We start from the raw sequence: 22,211 nt of genomic DNA, 5'->3' as shown, positions 1-22,211 counted from the left end.
CTTGTTCAGTAACTATTGTACCGAACAAAAACAGTTTAATCTCAAAGATATGGAACAAAATCTCCTAAGAAATTCCTAAGATTTTACTTCTAAATGCCTAATCAGAAATGGGAAGCATAATCACAAAAGACACCATCTCATTTTCGCTAAACGCAGTAATGGTTCCACCATGTAATCGTATAATTTCCTCTGCAATCGACAGTCCTAATCCTGCACCGCCTGTATCAGAAAGGCGGGCTTCATCCAAGCGATTGAATTTTTCAAATATGCCAGAAATTTGTTCAGGTTCAATAGTCCGCCCATGATTTTCAAAGTTTATTTGAACGCTATTACCACAACGCTTTGCAGTTATAATAATCTCTGTATTAGGATAGCTGTATGCCGCTGCATTTTTCAAAAGATTACTAAAAACCCTTGCCAGCTTTTCCGGATCAGCATATACAACTAAATCATCATCAACCGTAAAAGCAGCCGAATTGCCTTTTGCAGATAAAGAGGGATATATTTCATCAACTACCTGTGCCAACAAACACTGTAAGTCTACCTTTTCTTTCTTTAACGAGACAGTGTGTGCATTATATTTTGTAATTTCAAACAATTCATTGATAAGCTTTTCAAGTCGTTCAGCCTTACTTAATGCAATTTGAACATATTTTTCTTTCTGTTTTTCAGGCATATCCGGTGCTTCGTGGAGTAAACTTAAATATCCAATCACTGTTGTTAGGGGAGTGCGTATATCGTGGGCCAGATACATAACAATTTCATTTTTCCTATCCTCAGCTTCTTTTGCTACCTGTTTGCTTAACAACACAGACAGTTTAATCTGGTTAAGTTGTTCCTCTAATTCTTTAAGGGGATCAGACAATGCTACAGGATGATCATTCTGCTCATAAACTGTCTGTGTTGCGGAAATAACTTCATCCAAATATCCCCATGGTTTTTTCCAGAAGTAATTAAATATACATACAAAACCAATGATTAGATAGAAAATAAAAATCATATCTATACGCCAGTATAGCCATGATAAAATTTTGCTATCGAATTTCGGAAAAATGAATTGTGCCAAAATATCCAGTCCTATACCAGTTACAGTATATAAAAATAGTACTAAATATAATTGTACTCCAAGCCGCTTTTCCGTAGTAAGTTGCTTTTTTTTCATAAGCACGCCTCCAATCAATTTAAAAATAAAAGAAGTGCCAACAGACCGATTATGAAGGTGCTCACAATTACAGCAATAACCAAAAATAATTTATCTGCTTTTTCTCGACTTTTTAGCAATCGAGCCACAATAGAATATAAAGCAATACCCAAAAGACCGCCTGCTGTGTTAGTAATCAGGTCGGTAATATCAGAACTACCAATAGCAAGTATATACTGTGTAATTTCCAGCAATAGACTTATTCCAGCAATTATCAATAATTTCAAATAGGATTTGCTCTTAAACAAAAGCATTTGCAGATATATGCCCATTGGGACAAAAATCAATAAATTTTCAAGAACTTCTTTTATGTGAAAATCTACTCCAATCTCTTTATCGTAATAAAATGGAATAATATTTATCTTTCTTACAGTGTCTAAATCATTGATATTGAATTGCAGCTTAAATAATATTATCCAAACCAAAAGTGCCAGATAAATCAAAAAAAGAACTGACACCCCAAATTTTCGCTTTCTTTTCATGGGTTCTCCTTTCAGATTTTATAACCTACTCCCCAAATTGTTTTGATATATTTCGGGGTATCAGAAGTATCTTTTAATTTTTCACGCAAATGTCGGATATGCACTGTGATAGTGCTGCTATTTTTTGAATAATATTCCTCTTTCCATACTGCATGAAATAAATATTCAATGCTTACAACCGTCCCGGCATTTTCCAACAAAACATTAAGAATTGAAAACTCGGTCGGAGTCAGCGACACATTCTCACCATCCAATAGACATTCATGTGTCTGCACGTTCAATCGTAATTTATTGTATGAAAGTTCTGGCTTTATTCCTTCTTCACTTGTAACGGATGAATATTTTTTGTAGCGTCGTAGCTGGGCTTTTACTCTGGCAACCACTTCCAAAGGACGAAATGGCTTTGTCACATAATCATCGGCACCTAATGTAAGTCCAGTAATTTTATCTGTTTCCTCAATTTTGGCAGTTAGCATAATAATGGGGTAAGTATATTTTTCACGAATACGCTGACATAAGGAAAAACCATTTATATCCGGGAGCATAATATCAAGAATAGCAAGATCTATATCGCCCTTTTCAATACAAGGTATTGCATCTTTAGCACAGTAATATTTATAAACAATGTAATTTTCATTTTGCAAATAAACTTCCAGTAAATTTGCTATATCCTTCTCATCATCTATAACTAATATTTTTTCGCACATACCATCATCACCCTCTTTCCATAATTTGAATTATAACAAATTTCCTTTATTTATTCATTATGATTTTCATTAAAAACTATTAAGATTTTCATAAGAACTTTTATATATACAAACACTTCTGCCTTTTCGTGCTATTTAATTATAATCCTATTAAGAATTCTTGATATCGTTATATAAAGCTCTATTACTTACCAGATGTTTTTTGTACAAGTCAACATCTATCTTAATTTCCTCTATAATTTTTTCTCTATCTTGTTATCCCATGTCCATTATCTTTCAAAGCAATTTTATGCTGACTGTCAGCCGCGGCATCCTTCTAAAATTGATTTTTAAGCTAAAAGGTATAAAAGCAAGCTAAAGTTTTCCCTTTCTTTTCTCAATATTATGTGTTAGTGATTTCATGAGATGTCACAAGATTGCTCACATCAGTTGACGCTCGTTTGGTTAACTTTCTGTCACCAGTCAGTTAGGCAATACCGCCTGTTTCCAGGCGGTACCTGCTTTATGAAGTTACCATCCTAAGCATCTCGTGTTCCACAACGAACTTGATCATATAATCATCGATTAATCGTTTCTGATTTTGAAACGCATACATCAAAGCTTTTTCACAGACACGGTTGATCATCCGTGGGATTCCTGCAGATGCCTTATGGATCTCATCCAATGCCTTGGTTGTAAATATCTCTTGCTTACATCCTGTACAGTGCATATCGATGCGTTGACGGATGACTAACTGTTTCTTCACACGCTTTCCTTTTGTATGCTGATGGCAGTATACAGGTTAATTCAGAGACAGGCAAGTAAATCAGTTGTTTGATGATTCATGAGGTCAACAACAATTATGGTATCTTTGTATTCCGAAAAAATATTCTGCATCTTTTCCTCCCACAACAGTCTTTTCTATATTTCTGTACAGTTTTACCATTTTAAATAAAAAACGCGGAAACAATAATATTTTATCATTCCCGCTAATTTTTCTCTTTTTCAACTTTATACTTTATGATGCCGATACATTGTGATATAAAAACGGTCAACGCTGTCAACGCAATCAAGGATAAATATTTTTTCATACCTAAAGCTGTACAACAGCCAGCAGCAATGAAAATAGCTCCTAGTATTTTACCTGTTACTTTTCGGCAATGTTCCTTTTCTTCTTTTTTCAACTCATGGTTAATGTTTTCTACAGGAGAAAGTTTCCATATACAAATGGAACTGACCAAAATAATCCCCCAAGCCACAAACAGCTCTAATGGATATTTGTTATTAATTTGCAAAATCATAACTTGAACAGTAACAGAGCATGTAAAACAAGCCTTAAAGCTATTCAGATGTACACCACCAGCATAGGTTCTTAAAAACATAAAAACACCTGTAGACACAAGGAATTCTGGGATTGTATGCAAGTATATCGCTATACTCATACAGACGAATAGGCAAATTAACATCTCTAATCCAATCTGAAATCCATATTGATATACTGCATACAACTCCTCTGAAACTGCACCGGCATCAATAACGTATCTTGTTATTTTTTCCGATAATTTTCCCATAAAATTAAAGTTTCTTCATTTTTTTCAATGCTTCTGGCATCTTTGGCTGATGATAAATATAACAGCAAGCACTGTCCGCTGACATTTTACCAAGTTTCAGAGATAAATTTGCTAATACTTTTGCTGGCTGATTTTTTAAATTTTTAGATTTCATAATTAAAATCTCCTTTCATTTGTTTACCAATACATTACTACAAAAAATCTCCCATTCGGTTCTCTTGTAAAAAAACCGAGTATTGATGTAATTTTTCCCAAAAAGGCAGAAAAAAAGAAGCAATGTTTCTCCGGTTCTTTCTCAACATTGCCTCTTTTTTGCTGATGTATGTTTTTTTATATACCAATTCCATAAAATCAGGTTCTCTATCTTTTTCTTATATTTTCGTGTGTTATCTATTGTTTCTATATAATCGTAAGCTCCTGCTTTCAGTATAGAAAAAATATCCTGTATTGATCCCCCTTCGCTAATAGCAAGAATAGGCGTTAAATGCCCCAAACTCCCTTTTATTTTTATAATAGCCGCAAATGCCCTTTCCCTCTCTATTATCTCTTTAGTAAAATGGAAAATCACAACATCTGCCGTTGGATATCTATTGTTTTCCAACTGTTGATAAGTACACCATTTTAATTGGTGTTTTTTCCCAATAATCCTTTCAGTACTGTTATACAGTTTCTCATCATCACTAAACAGCAATATTTTCACACTATCCATATATCAGTCCCCATACCGCATACCAAATTTATCTTTCCATTTTACCATTCTTTCCTTTCTCATTATTTTTTATGTAATTATTTCGAGTGTTCATGTAATTATTCCTGCACATTACTATATAAGACTATCCGAATTTTAAATTTTCCTGGTTCTGAATCCTCTATTACCACTGATCCATGATATTTTGCTACTGCCCGATACACAGAGGCTAAACCTACTCCATGATTTTCTGCATCTGACTTTGTAGATTTCAAGCGGTTATCTCTTGTTTTTAACAGCTTCCCTTTATAACTATTGTCTACGAACAATAATAGATTATTTTTATCAAATTTCATTTTGACATTTATATATTTATTTTCTTCAACCTTCTCTGCTGCTTCCACTGCATTTTCCAGTAAATTTCCCAATATCAGACTCAGATCAGCTCCTTTAAAAGGCATTATCATCGGAATACAAATATCCGTTTTAAAAATTATTTTTTTGTTTTGGGCAGTTACATACCAATATCCAATAAGTGAATCAATCACAATATTCCCACTATTCGATATTGAGGCAATCACCATACCGCCCTCTCCCATAATTTCTTCAATAAAACCTGTCATTTTTTCATATTCTTTATTTTCTGCATAAGCAAGAATGGAAATAAGATTATTCTTCATATTGTGTTTTATATCCCGCAACTGCAACATTGAAAGTTCTCTTTCTTGCTGATGACGTTCGCATAATTCCAGTTGCTGTTCATATACTGCTGCCATTCTCCTTAACCGCAAATCATCAGCCAACTTCATATAGACATAAAATATCAATATGTTCATACCAAGTAAAATAAGTACAGTAAATGTAGAGTTTATACGAGTACGTCCATTATTATTTGCAAATCCAAGCATAAATATATTGTTCATGATATAAATGCTTCCTGTTGGGATCAACACAAGTAAAATACTGTATCTGACCGGCAATTCCTTAATATCATCATCTGTGAACACTTTCTTTAATGCAAGAATTACTGCATTAAAAAATATTTTTGAAACAAAAGAGCCTACTTGGCGAACTGCAGCATATTGAGGGCAGTATGTTATCAAAATATAGTTGCACAGGGTTTCCATCAACATCCAAATCGCATTAAAGGTAATTACAAATACACCTTTGTTCCACCATCTACCTTCATAAGTCATCATAACTGCCAAAAACGTAAACATAATCGTCACAGCAATATTGATGTAGGCAGGAAAACTAATAATCGTTGTTATTCCAAATTGCCAAATCACGAACAGCGTTATACCGATCACCGACAAATACCTTTTTCTCTTACGAGCAAAAAATATATCGAAATAAAAAAAGAATAAATATACTGCCCAAAGGCAAAGCAATATATCTATCCCACACATTAATACCCTATTCGTCCACATAAAACGTATCCTCCATAGAACAATATTGTTCACTAATTATCTTTCTCCGGTCTTCACTGATTGAAATTTTTTGTCCATTATCCATTACTACAGAATCATAAGATTGTCCGGAGATATGTTTATAATTCACCAGAAAAGACTGATGAACTCGCAAAAAAGAAATTTTACATGTTTTAAGGGTTTCTTCAATCTCATTAAGTTTTCCGTACAGTTCAAGGATTTCTTGTTCCGTTACAATAAATATTTTTCGTTTGTTGCTTTCAAAATATAAAATATCCTTGATTGGTACTTTATGATTCATACGTTGATAACTATAGCGAAAATAAAAATCTTCACTATTAATGTCTTCATATACCGACTTAAAGCACTTTTCCATTATTTTATCTGTTACAGGTTTTACAAGAAACTGAAACGGTCTTACCTCAAAGGATTCCCTCATATAACTTTCATGGCTCGTAACATAAATAATTCGCACATTTTTATCGTATGTTCTAATTCTTCTAGCTGCCGAAATACCATCTTCTTTATCCATTTCTATATCCAGATAAATAACATCATACCTCTCACCTGCTGCGATAGCATCTGCTAAACTCTTTCCATTCCAGAATACTTCTATTTCAGTATCAACAAAATTTCTTTTAGCTATATCCTGGAGAAGTCTTTCGATTTTTCCAGTTATTTGAATATCATCATCACAAATTGCTATATTTAACATTCACTCCACTCTCTTCTGCATGTTTGCTGATTTTTTCTTCTCACTCGTTTTTTTTACTATTTGTATAATTGACCAAATCATCTCCTGATCACATGGATCTAACTCTTTATACACTTCCACTAAATCGTAATATTCGTCTAGTACTTCGTTCATTTTCATCTGCCCATTCAAATCTCTTTTTACATCTGAAACTCCCAGCAAATAATCTGTTGTTACATTGAAGTAAGCAGCAATCTTTTTCAGAATATCTACTTTTATTAACGTAACATCTCTTTCGTACTTACTCAACATTTGCTGTGTTATCCCTAATTCTACTGCAAGGATTTCCTGTATTAACCCTCTTTTCTCACGTAATTGTTTAATACGACTTTCCATAATTGCCTACCTCTTAATCATGTTGTACTATCATGCTACCCTATTTCATTCATAGCGATACAAATAATAGAAGTAATCAATTACGCAAAATATGCAAAATACGAAGACGAGCAGTGCAATCGCACTGCTCAAATCTTATTCATGTAGCCATATAAATGATGTTGTTGCGGAATATATTTCCTGATAAATAATATCCGCCATTTCACTTTCAGAAGCTTCTTTATTTTTTTCTCCTATTTCTCTTCCCACTTCATTGTTATGTAAGTCCATATCTCTATGTGCTGTTTTTGGATATCCATCTGATTCTGTTCCTGTAACATCTTTGTCTTCATGAGCAGTTGCAAATAACTCTGCCCTTTCTTTTCCTATTAAAACAGTCATTTCAGCATTCCAAATTCCATGACGAAAAGCATCACTTCTGTTTCCTAAACCATTTGTCCCAAATTTTGCCTCTGTCTGCGAAGTAGCAATATTTTTTGCTTTATTTACCTTTAGGGCATCAAAAGGATAACGAATACATAGTTTCTTTTCTGAATCTGTAAGCGCATTCCAAATATCTATAATCCCTCTTTCCACATCTTGATGATTGGCTTCCAAAAAAGACATGAGCATTTCTTCTGAGTAATCTGGGTGAGTAGCCTTAATGTTCTGGATTTCTGCAATCAATTTTTCAAAATCCTCTTCTTCTGCACCAATCAAATCACTTCTTTGCTGGTCATTTTCGCTTGCCATAACAGAGAATGGAAAAGCCATTATCACCACCAGCATTAGGCTGAATACTTTAAATAGTTTCTTCATAGAATATACCTCCAATCTCATATTATGATTATATTTTACCATATTTAATGTACTATCCCATCTACATGTAATTTTTTCGATTCGCTGTGTAATAATTCCCATAGAGGCATTTTCAAAAAAAAGAATGGCAGTATTAAACAACCGCCATTCCACTCTTCATATACTTTTTACCACAGTAAAATGCAACCCAACCGGTATCTTCCAAATTTACCCATTTTTAGCATTTTCTATCTTTATTTCACTTCTATTTTTACTGTTCCTGAAAAATCATTACCTACAATCCCGATATAATTACTGCCATCTGGTAATGTTATTGTATTTTCATAAGTACCTGTTGTTTTTATTAAAGTTTTAGGTTCATTGCTACCAGAAATAATGAATATTTCAGCTTCTCCTTTTGTTATTTCTAGGTTACAAAACAATTCAACCTGCTTCCCTGCCGCTCTTTCTATTGTTGTTCCTCCAAAAAGATATTCTGTATCAGAAAATTTTTTGTACTCTGCTTGATATGTCCCCGTATAATAATCTTCCCCATAATCTCTTTTCCCTTGCAGGTTTATATCATTGGTTAATTGTACTTCTCCCACCTTTTCGACTACTGCATTATATTTTTCCAACACCTCCTCTTTTGAACACCCAGACAATAACAAGCAAAACATTAGAATAAAGAAACAACTTTTTTTCACTTATAACCACCCTTTCTTTGGTTTGACTTTTTTTGTTTTTGTACGAGTTTTTTTGTTCTCCTTTTCTTTCATTGTTGCGACTAAAATTACAGAAATAGCAACAATAATTATCAAGCTACATAAACACAATGGAAAACTCCATTGTACGGATGTATCATAACTTCTATACCCAATTAATCCCAGACTTGCAGTAATAGGATATATATTAGCCAATGTCATATTTCCTGCTGCAAACATACCTCCATATCCATACACAAAAGCAACAATGACACCTATCATAAAGCCGCCTGATAGTCTGCTTGTTATAACAATAATTGGTAATACCGCTAGATACAAAAATAAATTTTCCAATGTTATTTGTACTAATCCTTGAATTACCAAATTTACTGTAAATCCAGGAAAACCAACTATACATTCTGCAATTAACGTAAATATTGTACAAATAAGCCCAAATAATATTGATAACATTGCACATACAATAAGTTTTCCTACCAACAACTTTTTAAATGAAATTGGAATGGTAATAATATTCTTCAAAACATCGTCTTTTTCTTCCCGCGATATAATATATCCAGCAATCAAAGCTATGCACATTGGGAAAATCATTGACATATTATTTTTGATTACCTGCTCTATTAAGTATCGAAAATCCCATACAGATCCATCATTAGCCATAGAAGTAAAAAGTGTCAATAGAACAGAGAGTAGCATAAGAGCTATCCCCGCCCATATAATATGATAACGTTTTAATTTCAATAATTCGGTTTTTACAATAGTCCTCAATTTTATTCCCCCCTTTTCTTGTACAAACAGTCAATTAATAGTATTGAAATTCCTGCCATAATCCCAAGAATTAATATTACTTGAAAAGTTGAAGGAATTAATCCATTCATTTGTTCAAGGTTCATATTAATTCCATGTCTTTTCATATCTCCAGCACTCCAAAATGTTGTAAGCGGCGTAGGAAGTAACCATAATATTGTCTTAGGTAATGCATCGAAAAGTGCTGTTGCACTCATATTTAAAACGCTATAAAAAATACATAATAAAACAGAGAAAACATAAGTACGACTAAAAAATACCACTATAACAATCAATGGTAATGTTCCTGCGGTAATAAATATTCCTGTTTCAACCGCCAGAAATATTTTGTATCCTAAACCGTATACATCTAACGTAAACATACCAACCAGAACTGTTGCTACCGTTGATGCTATGCAAAATACAACGCCTATAATAAATAGCACTATAATTTTTGCTGTAACTACTTGCGTACTGGATAATGGGATTGTTTTAATATTTTTAAATGTATCATTATCACGTTCAATAAAAAACAACATAGCAGCTACTACTCCGATAATACAGGGTAATAAAAATTGGATTCCATACCCCAATACCATATTGAATAGTCCGTCAAATGCGTCCGCTTTATCAATATATTGCTCCATCATAGCTGGTGTTGTCATTAAATAAGCCAATGGAAGCGGAAACATAAATGCAGCTAAAGTTACTAAAAGAATAAACTTTTTTCTTTTCAATTTTTGAAATTCAACCTTAACTAATTTAAGCAATTCCTTCACCTCCGGTCACCCTTTTAAAATAATCTTCCAATGTTTCTTCGCATAAATGAACTTCTGTAATTTCCAATCCTTGCTTTACAAAAACATAAGTAATTTCTGATCTAGGGATTGTTGTATTATATAATTGAAGTCTATTTTTATCACATATTTGAAAATCATCACATTCAAATTCTTTTCTTAAAATTTCCGCTGCGCGCTGGCTATCCGATACCATAAAATTGACATAGCGACTATTTTTTTTCGCCAATTCTTTCATACTTTCTTCTTCAAGTAAAATTCCCTTATCAATAATCCCTATATCATCTGCCAGTAATTCTATCTCTGATAATATGTGACTAGAAATCAAAATAGTTTTTCCCTGAACATCACATAACTCTCTAATAAACGAACGTACCTCTGCAATACCTATAGGATCCAAACCATTAATAGGCTCATCTAATATCAGCAAATTGGGATTGTGCATAACTGCCAATGCAATGGCCAGTCGTTGTTTCATCCCAAGTGAATATTCCGCAAATAACTTTTTATCACGATAGGGCAAACCGACAACTTCCAAAGCATCTCTTACACACTTACTTTTATTTAATCCTCTAAGCTCCGCAAAAATACGAAGATTTTCAGTCCCAGTCAAATTAGGATAAAATCCTGGTGATTCTATTAAACTACCTATATGCGGTAAAATATCTTTACTATTGGTTTCCATACTTTTCCCAAATATTTTTATGTTTCCCGATGTCGGTTTTGTTAATCCTAACAGCATTTTCATTGTAGTCGTTTTTCCTGCTCCATTACGTCCCAACAGTCCATAAATTCTTCCTTTTTTCACATGCAAGTTCATTGCAGAAACACTCTTTTGCTCTCCATACTGTTTTGTTAAATTATTGGTTTGAATAATATATTCACTCATTTTTTTATACCTCCTTTTTTTATACTGTAATTATATACCAACTACATTGAGATTTCCTTGAAGTAACCTTGAGGTAACCTTGAGATTTTCCTCTTTCTCTATACTTCTTTTTCCACAAGATGTATAATAATTTAAACTATAAAATTTTAGGAGATAAAAATATATGTATGATAAATTTATACTTATCGTTGATGATGAACAAGAACTACTCACCCTTATTAAAACAATCTTTGAAAGAGCAGGCTATACAAAAATAATGACCGCAACATCTGGAGAAATGGCTTTACAAATAATAAGAGAAACTCTACCTGACATGGTTATTCTTGATGTTATGTTACCTGGTATGGACGGATTTGAGGTATTGCAAGAAATCAGAGCCCTCAGTAAACTTCCGGTTCTTATGCTGACCGCCAAAGATGCAGCCGAAGATCGTTTTTCTGGTTTTGAATTGGGAGCAGATGATTATTTAATCAAACCATTTTTGCCTAAAGAACTATTGTTACGTGTTCAAGCTATTTTAAAAAGAAGTTATCCTACAGAGAAACGAATTATAGAATTAGAAAATTCTTTTATAGATATTGATAAGGCAGAAATACATCGTGAAAATAAAATTATTCCTTTGACTGCTAAAGAATACAATATATTATTAAAACTTGTAGATAATGCCAATCACATTGTAACAATAGGAACTCTTTGCCAAACTGCTTGTGGTGAAATGTGGCAAGGGTATGAAACTACCCTCATGACACACATTCGGCATCTTCGAGAAAAAATCGAAAAAAATCCTTCTTCTCCTGTTTCACTGCTAACAGTTAAGGGGCTAGGGTATAAATTGCTAGTGAAAGGAGTAAAATAATGAAGCTTGCCAAGCGTTTTTTTAAAAAATATCTTCTTTCCACCCTTATTATATTGATTTTATTTTTTGTACTAAATATTATTTTAATATGTGGGACTTTACTCATGGCATGGAATAATTCTACTGATCCAGATATACCCGTCCAAACCATTAGCAAAAATATCACGCTCAATGTAGATGGAACAATTTCTTCTACTGATTATATAGAAAATATTCTAAAAAATAAAAGTGCCTGGGCGATGATTTTAAACGAACAAGGAAATGTCATTTGGGAAAAATTTTTACCCGAAGAATTGCCAAGAACCTATTCAAATTTACAAATAGCCAAGTTTAGTCGGTGGTACTTACAAGAATATCCTGTTTTTATCCAAGAACATTCTGCCGGCTTATTGGTTATCGGGTGCGAACCTAATAGTATAACAAAATACAATTTTTCAATAGATATTAATTATATTCACAGCCTAATAGTCGGTATCTTTTTAATGATTTGTTTTAATATATTACTGATATTTATATTATTCTGGCGTAATACACATAAAATAGAAAAATCTATAGTGCCAATCATTGACGGTATTGACTCTATTGCTCAGGGAAAACCCATTACCCTTTCAGAAACAGGTGAACTTTCAAGTATAAATGCTGAACTAAATAAGGCTGGAAAACATCTTCTACAAAAAGAACAGGCGCGTGCCGAATGGATTAATGGTGTTTCGCATGATGTCCGGACACCTCTTTCTATTATTTTGGGATATGCTTCTGAAATCGAAAAAAATGAAGATGCTTCGCAACCTGTACAACTACAAGCAAGTATAATTCGTAAACAAAGCGAAAAACTCCGTAGCCTAATCGCAGATTTAAATTTAACTTCAAGACTAGAATACTCTATGCAGCCTTTAATAAAAACCAGTTTTTCTCCTGTGGAGATTGCCCGCCAAGTAATCATTGGCTTTATGAATGGACCAATAGACAACAAATATTCTTTTGATTTTCATTCATCATCTGATATGATTCCAGTATTGATCAAAGGAGATACGGAACTTTTTTCAAGAATGCTAAGCAATCTAATTCAAAATTGTATTAATCATAATCCTCATGGTTGTGAAATAACAGTTGAAATTTTAAAAGAAAATGATACCTGTATTATTTCCGTCATTGATAATGGTGGCGGTATGACTTCTACACAAATAGAAAAAATGAATAGTGGTATTTTTCCTAATAATATGTACAATTCAAATGGGGAGTCTGTTCATGGATTTGGTCTAAAATTGGTTTACCAAATATTAACCGCCCATAACGGAAATATCAAATATGAAAATATACTTCCTCATGGCTTAAAGGTCATATTAGAGATACCTATTGAACATATTGATCCGTATGAAGAAAAGATCTCTTAAAAGAACAGGTGAAAGCCATTATCTGACTTTCACCTGTTCTTAATTATTTACACTATCATAATATGCTCCCTTTAACTGAAGTAGTTCCACATGTGTTCCGGATTCAATTATTTTTCCTTTTTCAACTACGTATATTGTATCAGCATCTTGTATGGCATTCAGTCTATGTGTAACTACAATCTGGGTAATATGTAGTTGTTTCAAATTATTACATATTCTTCGTTCTGTAAGAGGATCTAAGTTGCTTGTGGCTTCATCAAAAATAATAACTTCCGGTTTCAGTGCCAATGCTCTTGCTATAGCAATACGCTGTTTTTGTCCTCCTGAAATGTTCTGTCCATTTTCTCCCACAAATGTATTAAGTCCCAATGGGAATTTTTCTATATCATCTTTCAGTTCTACTAAATCTAAATAATGATATATTTCCTCATCTGTCAACGTATTTGTAATATCCACGTTTTCTCTAATTGTTCCATTCATTGCCATTGGAACCTGAGTAACTATGGCAAATATCCGATCTATATCCTCTTTGCATATTTGTTTTATATCTTCCCCGTTTACTAAAATTTGTCCTTGATAATGAGAAAAGACGTTCAATAATAATTTTGTAATTGTAGTCTTTCCACTTCCTGAACTTCCTACAAATGCTATCTTCTCCCCCTTTTTTAGCATCATACTAACATTCTCTACATCTGGCTTCGTGCTTCCATAGTAAGAAAATGTTACTTGCTGCATTTCCATAGACTCAAATGAATTAATATGCTGAGTACCATTTTTACGGTTAGATTTATAATTCATTAACTCTTTTAAACGAATCATTGTTTCCTTTAAAACATTAATTTGAGGTACCACCAAAGATAGAGTTTGAAATGGACCTGTAAAATATCCGGCAAGTGTGACAAAGGCTATTAACGTTCCTAATTCCAACCTATTATCACAAACCAAGTATCCTCCTATAACGTAAAGTATCAATGAAGAAGCTATTGAAAAAGCCCCCACCACCGACTCCATAATATCACTTATTTGTACACGCTCACGTAATCTCTTAATTAAATGCTTATAATCCTGTTTCAGACTATCACTCAGCATATTCTCTATTCTCATGCACCTTATTTGCTGGATATTAGTCAAAGTTTCTACCATTCGTGCCTGTAATGCACTCTGATCTGCAATATAATTTTTAACCTTTATTCTAGCTTTTTGATTTAAAATCATTACTATTGTTATCTGTATAACAGTCATTACTATTATAACTGCAAACAATGGTATTGACTGTGTTATCATCATTATTCCGCAAAAAACAGCAGTAACCACATCTATCACTGTTGAAATTAGAGCTGTTGATATAAATTCGTATATATCACTGACACTATTAAAGCGATTTTCAATATCTCCTGATGAATGGCTTTCAAAATAACTTAAATCAATATCAAATATTTTATTCAGCATTAAAAATATAGTATCTTTGTATATATTATTCTGTAAAATAAGTATTACCCTTTTTTTAGCTAAATTTGCAAGTAAATAACTTAATGCCACTGATAATATCAGTAACGCATATTTTACAAAATTGAAGCCTAATGTATCATACGTTATTTCATTGACTATTTTTTTTATAATGAGCGGTGGAATCAATATAATTCCCTGTGTAACCAACGTTAGAATACTTGCCAGAAATAATTTGCTTTTATTTATAGGTATAAGAAAAGACTCACGTTTCTCACGTTTATAATTCTTTTCTGTTGGTCGAACACATACAAGTACATCTAAAAAATTCTTTTTAATATATGAATAATCAACCTTTTCTTTTCCTTTTAAAGGATCTAAAAGTATATATTTCCCATATTTTTTCTCCGCAACTACAACATAATGATTTTCTTTTGAACACATGATAATCGGTAAACATTTTATCAAATTTTCTTCGGTTTCGTAGTTTCCATACGCCTTGAATGAAAAATTATGTTCTTCCGTAATTTCTTTCATTTTTGCTAAAGACATACCATTTCTTCCAATACTTGTTGTAGCTTTTAATTCACTAATATCTATCTTATATTTATAATATTGGAAGATCATTGTCAATGCTGCTATACCACAGTCTGTTGTCCCCATCTGGCGAATCAATGGCACACTTTTTTTGTGCATAAATACACCTCCCTAGTATAATAAATTAGTATTGGAAATAATAAATTCTATTATTTCCAATACTATCATTTTAGACTTCCAGAGCAATTACACAAGGTAAATCCTTTTTTATATCTCGCAGCAAAGAATATCCCATGCCACATAGTCCTGTCATAAATCCTTGCAATTTATATCCATATAGATACGCATTATCGCAATCAAATACACCATTACATACATTCTCAGCAATAATATCACGAATATCTACATAATATTTTTCTATCTTTTTATCTGAATGGTCTTTTAAATATTCAAATAAAATTTCTGTATTACCTAAATTACCATGACATAGACAATTGTTTCCTAAAATTCCCTCTTTTAATATTGTATTCACTGCTACTTTTATATCATTTTCTATCAAATCCGAATACCGCCCATTCAATATGACATTTACTTTAGATCGGCTAAGCAATATGCCTGCAGCGCCATGACACCAAGCAACGGTAAAACTTCCTCCATCAGATGCTTTTTCTCCTGCATATACCCTTTCGTCTTTCCAATTTCCTTTTTCTTTCACAAATAAAGAATTTTCAAATTTAATGCCATCGAGCAGTGATAATAAATACTCCTCTTTCTGAGTTACCTGCCATAGTTTTGCCAGTGCTAAAACTATTCCAGATGCTCCATGTGAAAATCCCGCTAACGGCGAAGTTCTTCCATCTCCATTCCATCCGCCTTTAATAGAGCCTTCCTTTTCCTGAGCATTTACTATTATATCTCCTGCTATTTCTGCCGAAGCGATATACTCTTTATTTCCAGTTAGCTGATACATATTGATCAATGTAATAACTGCGCCTGCATTACCATAGACCAGATCAAAACTGTTATCTCTGGTAATCGCTTTCTTTAATATTTTATAGTGCTTTTTTGCATAATCCAAATATTTTTCTTTATTTGTAATTTTATACAGTACCTCATAAGTGTACATTATAGACGCTTCTCCACCAAAGGCGCCACTGCTTTCATTTTCTATTCCCTCATTTCGTTCACACATCTCATCTGTGTATGTAAATAATTCCTTTTCAATCGCATTGCATATAATAAGGTACTCCTTTTGGGGATCAACAGCATACAATGCGTTAAAGAAAATTGCTAGCCCAGACATTCCTTCATATAAATAGGTACCAAGTGGTCTTATATCCCATGAGCAGTCATCTTCATTTCCTATTAGAGTAACACCAATCCAATTAACTTCTGTTCTATCTTTATTAAAAACAGCAGTTTTTATAAGAGAATCAGCCAATTTCTGAACAGCTTTTAACAGATGAGCCTTATTTTTTTCTCTGTGCGGAATCATTTTCATTTGTTGAAGCTCTATCTTTTTATCCTCAACCTGAAATTCGTTTATCTCTGTCAGAATAATATTCATGAACATTAATTGCCTTTTTAAATCATCTTCATCTAACAATACTATCTTTTTCTTTAAGTGTTCCAAACTGGTATATTCAAAATAGTCTTCGATTTTCTCACCTTCTGATCCGAAAAGAGATTTACCTGATGTATTGAGATAAAAATATGGAATGTCCATGTTTAACATGTCTTTTATCTCACATTTCACAACACCTTTATCTCCTTGTGTAGCTTCATACTGTTTAAATAAACTACACAAAAACATTTGTCTATCTCTTCCATCTTGCATAAAATCCGGATGAAAAGATGTGTGTAATAACATAGAATATCTTTGGGTATCCTGAACTAAATGGCGAATATTTAAATTACCAAACATGTCGGCATATTCAAGAAACTTTTCTTTGTTCTCCAAAACATATTTATACGCATCTTCAAATCCTGCATTTATTTCTTTTAGATAATGAAATGCTGATACATTTTCTCCATCTAATTTAACAAGATTTTGATTTACTCCAGTTGTAGGATGTTCATATACAAATCTCATATTTGAAGTACATAAATCCGCTATTTTAGGAATAACTATAGGATATTCCTTTCCCTCACTACCTTTAATTGCACTCATATCTACGCCTTGGCCCAAATTTGAAAACCTATAGTGTGGCAATAAACCTGAGTATAATACTGACTCATGAAGGATATAATTTATTTCCTCCTTTGCAGAATTTGTTCTCCCTCTTCTACGGTTGTCTAGTATAGTTTCTGCATCTATAATAATTGGATATTCTCCTGCGGCAATCACATTTTCTTCATGTAAATCATTTGTATTAAGAATATAACTACCGAAAATCAATATTCCAAATCTATAAAAATACCGTCTGATTTCATCCTCTGTTTTACAACTTTTATAATATACAAATTCCTCCCAACCATACTCCTGACAATCTAATATTTTTGGTTCATACATCTCATATTTACAACCAGCATTTATCTTTCCCAGAAAATCGAAATACACTTTTTCAATTTTTAATGAACGTGGTTTATACACAATTTTAGTGCCATTATCCAACTTAAGAATACTTACCCTATTCCCTTTTTTATGAGAATCCGAGATATTAGAACTTATTTCAACTACATTTTTAAATTCTAAACCTCCACAAAATTTATTCGCAATTTCATTTTTATCTTTATTAAGTCTTTCTAATAAAAGTACATAATAAGAAGATAAGTTTTCTACGGTTTCTGTAACTGAACGTAGTAAACATGGATATATATTGAAAATCTCCTGTTTATACGATTTCTTACTTAAAAAATTATTATTATAATAATCGTATTCTTCCTCTGAATTTCTTCCATTCAGTTTTCCCGTCTTCTTACAAAGATACATTTCAAACATTAATATTCCAAGACTGATCTTCCCTAATCTCTCTAATAAGGTATTTGCGTATGTATCTATAATAGAATCCGTCAAAAAAAGACTTGTTCCATTTTTTAATATGTCTATTCCGTAATTGATTAAAGGTATAAAAAAATTATCAAATGCCAATTTTTCTCCTTTGAATCCGGAATAGTTATAATTGATTGGTTTTTCAAATAATTCTATTTTTACCTTTTCCATTTCTGACATCACGTGATTGTTTTCACATACATAATTTTCAGAATTTAAAACTTTTACTAAATCAATACCATAACATTTCTCAGCAACTCTTAATGTATCTTCTCCTAAAATCTTTTTCCAATATTCAAATATATCTTTTTTATTTTCTGCTTCTGATGTTGTATAACTTCTTTCTGTAAAATATGATGCTCTCTCAGTATTCATGTTCTTAAACACCCCATTCTGCTTTCCATTTCAACTCACAATTCGTATCTGTACTGCACAAACTTCAATTAACGCTTACCCTCTTTATCAACACCTGTGTTTATTTCTTAGGGCAGCAAGGTTTCAGCAAAGTACCAAAATAGCATTCTGCTGTACTTGTACATAAAACTCCGCCGGAATTTCTGGTTTCACCAGCTCCTGCTACAAATTTGTTTAAATCTGCTTCCTGCAGCTCCATCATAACGTTACCAGCTGGATTGCTAAAGTTTTCTTCTCTTGTAATAGGATTTCTCATTTCACTCATAATTATTTCTCCTTTCATAAATCAATTTTGTACAGTACAGATACTAATTCTAAATTGAAATGGTTGAATTATTTTCTTCTGTTCCTTACATTTTAGATAATACACCTTTTATTTCTTGAAATTTTATTCATGTAATAAAATCGACTGTCTATGTAATTTTTGTTAGAATATTAATAGTTTTATTTTTTCACATCTTCCATATAAAAATATTACTGTCTACCAACGTAACCGTTCAAAACAAAAATCTTTTCTACAATGTCAAAAGCGGATATGCGCTAAATCGCATATCCGCTCCAAATTCTTTCAAACCGCAAATAATATTTCCCTATATATTCTCTGCAACTCTCATAATATTCAATTATCCCACCATATTTTTCGATATTTGCTAGGTGTCCTCCCATACTTCTGCTGAAACGCCTGGTTAAACGTCCTTTGGCTTTCAAATCCGAATTCAAGATAAATATCCATAATCCTTTTATCTGTATTTTCCAGCAGATTGGAATAATAATGATGTAATATTCATCACCAAAAATGATTATCAAATTTCAACAAAAAGATGTAAATAATATCAAATACACCGTCTACCTTTTACCTCAATTTTTTTAATCAATCTTATTTCCGCTTACCAACATTTTCTTTTTTTAAAATTTTAGAAGTTTTTACAAGTGCTTCTATTAAAGTTAAACCTGTCAGAATTACAGCAACCCCCATCATAAATAATGTCCATGCTTTGCCCTTATCAAAGGTTACCAAAATAGCTATCACAGCTACAGGCATGTTTATATATCCTAAACTTGTTGCCCATTGAATAAAAAAGTTCGGCCAAAACTTTTTCTCTTCTTCCACTTCATTCACTGTTTTCACTTTTTTGGCGAAATAAAGCATACAGACTATAGATACAGCTATCAGTATTATTTTCCATACACAATTAACTTTCGTTTCCTCTGGTGGAAAAAAGGTATCTATCATGATAACTGCTATTCCAATGATAAATGCTATTTCACTATACAATCCTGAATAAGCGGAATCTTTCATGTCATTTACTTTTTTCTCTAAAGCAGTAATTACAGATTGGTGATACTGTTTTGCACTTTTCTTATTTCCGTTCATGTAATAAATCCTCCATTAATAATAACATACTATTTCATCTCAATTATATCTCCCAAAAACTATAACTTTTTCAACCGATACCCCACATTGACCAACGTTTCGATAATATCATGTCCCATCTTTTTTCTTATCTTCCATATCACATATTCTACTGTTCTGTATGGTATCTGATCATCATGATAATGAATACCCCATACAGAATGATAAATAGTTGTCTTTGGCATTACCCAGTTTGGCTTTAAAGCCAGTAGATATAAAACTTCAAATTCCCTGGGTGTCAGGTCTATCTCCTTTCCTTCGTAGATAACCTGATAGGACATTGGATTTAACTGTAATTTCCCGTTGCCCAACACTACATTCTCTTTATATTCTGGAAAAACATACTTCATGTGTATGTCTCCTCTTGATTTGTAAATTCAACTTTTCTCATTCCAGAAAGAAATACTGGACGAAAACTCCTCGCCCAGCACTTCTTCAATTATCAGTTATTTTAATGCACTCTCTATATCCTCCGCTGCTTTTTCTATAATTTGAAGATACTCTTGGAGCTTTTCAGACTGGATATTTTTTTCTGCAAGTGAATTGATTAGAAAGCAACTTGTTTTTATGCAGCTTAGCGGATTTCGGATATTGCTCTGCAGTTCCGCCCGCATAGTACGATAATCATTTTCTATATCCAGTGTCATTGTTACTGCCCTCTCACAAATATCCAGCAGTTGATTGATACACTCTGCCAACTCTTGCACCGGATCATTCAAATACCTGCACCTAACTCTTTGTTCCAAACATTGTTCAGAAAGAATATCGTTCAAATCATTTAACAGCAGTCTACATTCTCTATCACGTTCCATTTCTACAGCTCCATTCATGCACGAAAATCAATAATAGAAAATTCCTTTTTCTCCGGTCGGTATTTGTATATAAAATCATAAGCGCCATAATTTTCGTCTAAATCTTCACTTATGTAAAGAGCAGATATTCCCAAACTTTTTGCTGCATGATAAGTAAGTATTGCAAGTTCTGCCTTGCTCTGCTCTTGCATTCTTTTGAATAAATCGAATATCACAACAACCTTCCTGCCTCCGGAAAAGGCACGCGCACAGATACATCTCATTTCTTCTCTATGATTAAGATCCGAAGGATATTTTTGTAATAAGTACCCTATGTCAAAAGCCTTAACCAATTCCTCTATATTGGTTTTATCTCCGTCTAACAGACTTGGCATAGAAATATTTTCTTCAATCGTCATAAATTCAATCAGCGGAAACTCTTCTGCCGCTATCCCAAACAAGCGCCTGTTTAAAAGAGAACGACTATTTTCGTCCAAATCAAGCCAGTCTTTATTACATACAAATATCTCATCTGTTTTCGGTTTTCTATATCCGCAAAAGATTTCAAAAAGTATCCGTCCAAAATTTTCCCCACACATAAAAAAGCAAACTTCTTTGGAATTTACCTCAATGTTTAAATTTTGTATATAGGCTTCCTCGTCTGTCATATTTTCAACTAGAAGTGGATACATAGTTTCTCTCCCTCACATTAAAAGGCACTAGATAACAGAAAATTTTATTCTTACCTAGTGCCTTTTTCTAAACTGCCTTTGCCTGCATTTGCAAGTTTTACCACCAACCAGTTACTACTGCTGTACAGTTATTGTATCCACTCTCCATACAATCTTGTAAACAATCATCAGGATCACAGTACTGTACTTCGATTTCAAACATTTCTTCCTGTACTACTTTTTCTAATTCCTTCATAATAACCTCCTTTTCTACAAAGCGATGGGCAGATACCTGCCCACCGCCCTGTCCAAAACTACATAGGAACAATCGCAATTACAATAATACTTAAAATTGCGCCTCCCGCACTTGCCGCAGGGACAAAGTCTGTCAACATAGCCTCGTCTAATGATGTTCCGTTTAACATTGATAATGGTTCAAACATGTCACATCCTCCTTTCTACAAGCGTTTTATAGGAACTTCCTATGGATTAAAAGTAAGCGATGAATAATCCACCGGTTTTTCAGTATCCAAAATTTATGAGATAATCCCTCTAAGGAGTGGTATCTCTATAACTT

Annotated in this window: 27 protein-coding genes; 2 read left to right on the top strand and 25 right to left on the bottom strand. The window is 32.8% G+C overall.

Features of this window, described 5'->3' with window-relative positions; translation table 11 throughout:
• Positions 1–97: 97 nt before the first annotated feature.
• From OCV62_RS16100 to OCV62_RS16030, 15 genes are all read right to left on the bottom strand, one after another.
• On the bottom strand, positions 98–1,162 hold the full coding sequence (locus tag OCV62_RS16100) for a sensor histidine kinase (protein WP_055056053.1): 1,065 nt from the start codon (positions 1,160–1,162) through the stop codon (positions 98–100).
• Between the two features lie 14 nt (positions 1,163–1,176).
• Entirely contained in the window at positions 1,177–1,683 is a 507-nt protein-coding gene (locus OCV62_RS16095; RefSeq protein WP_055056054.1) for a VanZ family protein, read from the bottom strand.
• 11 nt (positions 1,684–1,694) lie between these two features.
• Positions 1,695–2,390, bottom strand: coding sequence for a VanR-ABDEGLN family response regulator transcription factor (gene vanR / locus OCV62_RS16090; RefSeq protein WP_055056055.1), 696 nt, complete (start codon positions 2,388–2,390; stop codon positions 1,695–1,697).
• 502 nt (positions 2,391–2,892) lie between these two features.
• A complete protein-coding gene (locus OCV62_RS16085; protein ID WP_055056056.1) occupies positions 2,893–3,135 on the bottom strand; it encodes a hypothetical protein in 243 nt (80 codons plus the stop codon).
• Between the two features lie 223 nt (positions 3,136–3,358).
• On the bottom strand, positions 3,359–3,940 hold the full coding sequence (locus OCV62_RS16080; protein WP_055056057.1) for an accessory gene regulator ArgB-like protein: 582 nt from the start codon (positions 3,938–3,940) through the stop codon (positions 3,359–3,361).
• Between the two features lie 4 nt (positions 3,941–3,944).
• On the bottom strand, positions 3,945–4,094 hold the full coding sequence (locus tag OCV62_RS16075) for a cyclic lactone autoinducer peptide (protein ID WP_081019423.1): 150 nt from the start codon (positions 4,092–4,094) through the stop codon (positions 3,945–3,947).
• A 141-nt stretch (positions 4,095–4,235) separates the two neighbouring features.
• A complete protein-coding gene (locus OCV62_RS16070; RefSeq protein ID WP_026648511.1) occupies positions 4,236–4,649 on the bottom strand; it encodes a hypothetical protein in 414 nt (137 codons plus the stop codon).
• A 98-nt stretch (positions 4,650–4,747) separates the two neighbouring features.
• Positions 4,748–6,058 (bottom strand): sensor histidine kinase, encoded by a 1,311-nt coding sequence (locus tag OCV62_RS16065; protein WP_055056058.1) that lies wholly within the window; start codon positions 6,056–6,058, stop codon positions 4,748–4,750.
• Positions 6,045–6,773 (bottom strand): LytR/AlgR family response regulator transcription factor, encoded by a 729-nt coding sequence (locus OCV62_RS16060; protein WP_026648513.1) that lies wholly within the window; start codon positions 6,771–6,773, stop codon positions 6,045–6,047. The genes OCV62_RS16065 and OCV62_RS16060 overlap by 14 nt, the downstream gene beginning before the upstream one ends.
• Complete coding sequence (locus tag OCV62_RS16055) at positions 6,774–7,148, bottom strand: helix-turn-helix domain-containing protein (RefSeq protein ID WP_055056059.1); 375 nt, start codon at positions 7,146–7,148, stop codon at positions 6,774–6,776.
• 135 nt (positions 7,149–7,283) lie between these two features.
• Positions 7,284–7,946, bottom strand: a complete 663-nt coding sequence (locus OCV62_RS16050; protein WP_055056060.1) for a DUF6973 domain-containing protein — start codon at positions 7,944–7,946, stop codon at positions 7,284–7,286.
• Between the two features lie 233 nt (positions 7,947–8,179).
• The gene (locus OCV62_RS16045; protein ID WP_117467776.1) at positions 8,180–8,605 is read right to left on the bottom strand and encodes a hypothetical protein; all 426 of its coding nucleotides are present in this window, start codon (positions 8,603–8,605) and stop codon (positions 8,180–8,182) included.
• Positions 8,606–8,632: 27 nt separating this feature from the next.
• Entirely contained in the window at positions 8,633–9,415 is a 783-nt protein-coding gene (locus OCV62_RS16040; protein WP_055056062.1) for an ABC transporter permease, read from the bottom strand.
• Positions 9,416–9,417: 2 nt separating this feature from the next.
• Positions 9,418–10,203 (bottom strand): ABC transporter permease, encoded by a 786-nt coding sequence (locus tag OCV62_RS16035; protein WP_055056063.1) that lies wholly within the window; start codon positions 10,201–10,203, stop codon positions 9,418–9,420.
• Positions 10,196–11,119 (bottom strand): ABC transporter ATP-binding protein, encoded by a 924-nt coding sequence (locus tag OCV62_RS16030; protein ID WP_055056064.1) that lies wholly within the window; start codon positions 11,117–11,119, stop codon positions 10,196–10,198. Before OCV62_RS16030 ends, OCV62_RS16035 begins: the two co-directional genes overlap by 8 nt.
• 163 nt (positions 11,120–11,282) lie before the next feature.
• Here OCV62_RS16030 and OCV62_RS16025 point away from each other — a divergent pair, with 163 nt between their 5' ends.
• Both OCV62_RS16025 and OCV62_RS16020 read left to right on the top strand, forming a co-directional pair.
• On the top strand, positions 11,283–11,975 hold the full coding sequence (locus OCV62_RS16025) for a response regulator transcription factor (protein WP_055056065.1): 693 nt from the start codon (positions 11,283–11,285) through the stop codon (positions 11,973–11,975).
• Complete coding sequence (locus tag OCV62_RS16020; RefSeq protein ID WP_055056066.1) at positions 11,975–13,369, top strand: sensor histidine kinase; 1,395 nt, start codon at positions 11,975–11,977, stop codon at positions 13,367–13,369. The genes OCV62_RS16025 and OCV62_RS16020 overlap by 1 nt, the downstream gene beginning before the upstream one ends.
• Positions 13,370–13,408: 39 nt before the next feature.
• Here OCV62_RS16020 and OCV62_RS16015 read toward each other — a convergent pair whose 3' ends face one another.
• From OCV62_RS16015 to OCV62_RS15970, 10 genes are all read right to left on the bottom strand, one after another.
• On the bottom strand, positions 13,409–15,511 hold the full coding sequence (locus tag OCV62_RS16015) for a peptidase domain-containing ABC transporter (RefSeq protein WP_055056067.1): 2,103 nt from the start codon (positions 15,509–15,511) through the stop codon (positions 13,409–13,411).
• A 70-nt stretch (positions 15,512–15,581) separates the two neighbouring features.
• A complete protein-coding gene (locus OCV62_RS16010) occupies positions 15,582–18,719 on the bottom strand; it encodes a type 2 lanthipeptide synthetase LanM family protein (protein WP_055056068.1) in 3,138 nt (1,045 codons plus the stop codon).
• A 100-nt stretch (positions 18,720–18,819) separates the two neighbouring features.
• Positions 18,820–19,023: a plantaricin C family lantibiotic gene (locus OCV62_RS16005; protein WP_055056069.1), complete on the bottom strand. Its 204-nt coding sequence runs from the start codon at positions 19,021–19,023 to the stop codon at positions 18,820–18,822.
• 354 nt (positions 19,024–19,377) lie between these two features.
• Complete coding sequence (locus OCV62_RS18560; protein WP_081019425.1) at positions 19,378–19,542, bottom strand: helix-turn-helix domain-containing protein; 165 nt, start codon at positions 19,540–19,542, stop codon at positions 19,378–19,380.
• Positions 19,543–19,635: 93 nt separating this feature from the next.
• Positions 19,636–20,133, bottom strand: a complete 498-nt coding sequence (locus tag OCV62_RS15995; RefSeq protein WP_055056070.1) for a hypothetical protein — start codon at positions 20,131–20,133, stop codon at positions 19,636–19,638.
• A gap of 59 nt (positions 20,134–20,192) precedes the next feature.
• Positions 20,193–20,483 (bottom strand): winged helix-turn-helix domain-containing protein, encoded by a 291-nt coding sequence (locus OCV62_RS15990; protein WP_262587963.1) that lies wholly within the window; start codon positions 20,481–20,483, stop codon positions 20,193–20,195.
• 135 nt (positions 20,484–20,618) lie between these two features.
• Positions 20,619–20,984 carry a hypothetical protein gene (locus OCV62_RS15985; protein ID WP_128865981.1) on the bottom strand — a complete coding sequence of 122 codons (366 nt, stop codon included), beginning with the start codon at positions 20,982–20,984 and terminating at the stop codon, positions 20,619–20,621.
• 14 nt (positions 20,985–20,998) lie between these two features.
• Positions 20,999–21,655 carry a P-loop NTPase family protein gene (locus OCV62_RS15980; RefSeq protein ID WP_055056073.1) on the bottom strand — a complete coding sequence of 219 codons (657 nt, stop codon included), beginning with the start codon at positions 21,653–21,655 and terminating at the stop codon, positions 20,999–21,001.
• A 97-nt stretch (positions 21,656–21,752) separates the two neighbouring features.
• Entirely contained in the window at positions 21,753–21,890 is a 138-nt protein-coding gene (locus tag OCV62_RS15975) for a hypothetical protein (RefSeq protein WP_155512665.1), read from the bottom strand.
• Positions 21,891–21,948: 58 nt separating this feature from the next.
• Positions 21,949–22,077 (bottom strand): hypothetical protein, encoded by a 129-nt coding sequence (locus OCV62_RS15970; RefSeq protein ID WP_257465767.1) that lies wholly within the window; start codon positions 22,075–22,077, stop codon positions 21,949–21,951.
• Positions 22,078–22,211 lie beyond the last annotated feature (134 nt).

It is taken from the genome of Gallintestinimicrobium propionicum, assembly GCF_025567525.1.
Taxonomy (GTDB): Bacteria; Bacillota; Clostridia; order Lachnospirales; family Lachnospiraceae; genus Gallintestinimicrobium; species Gallintestinimicrobium propionicum.
This window is presented reverse-complemented; position numbering and strand designations above follow the sequence as displayed.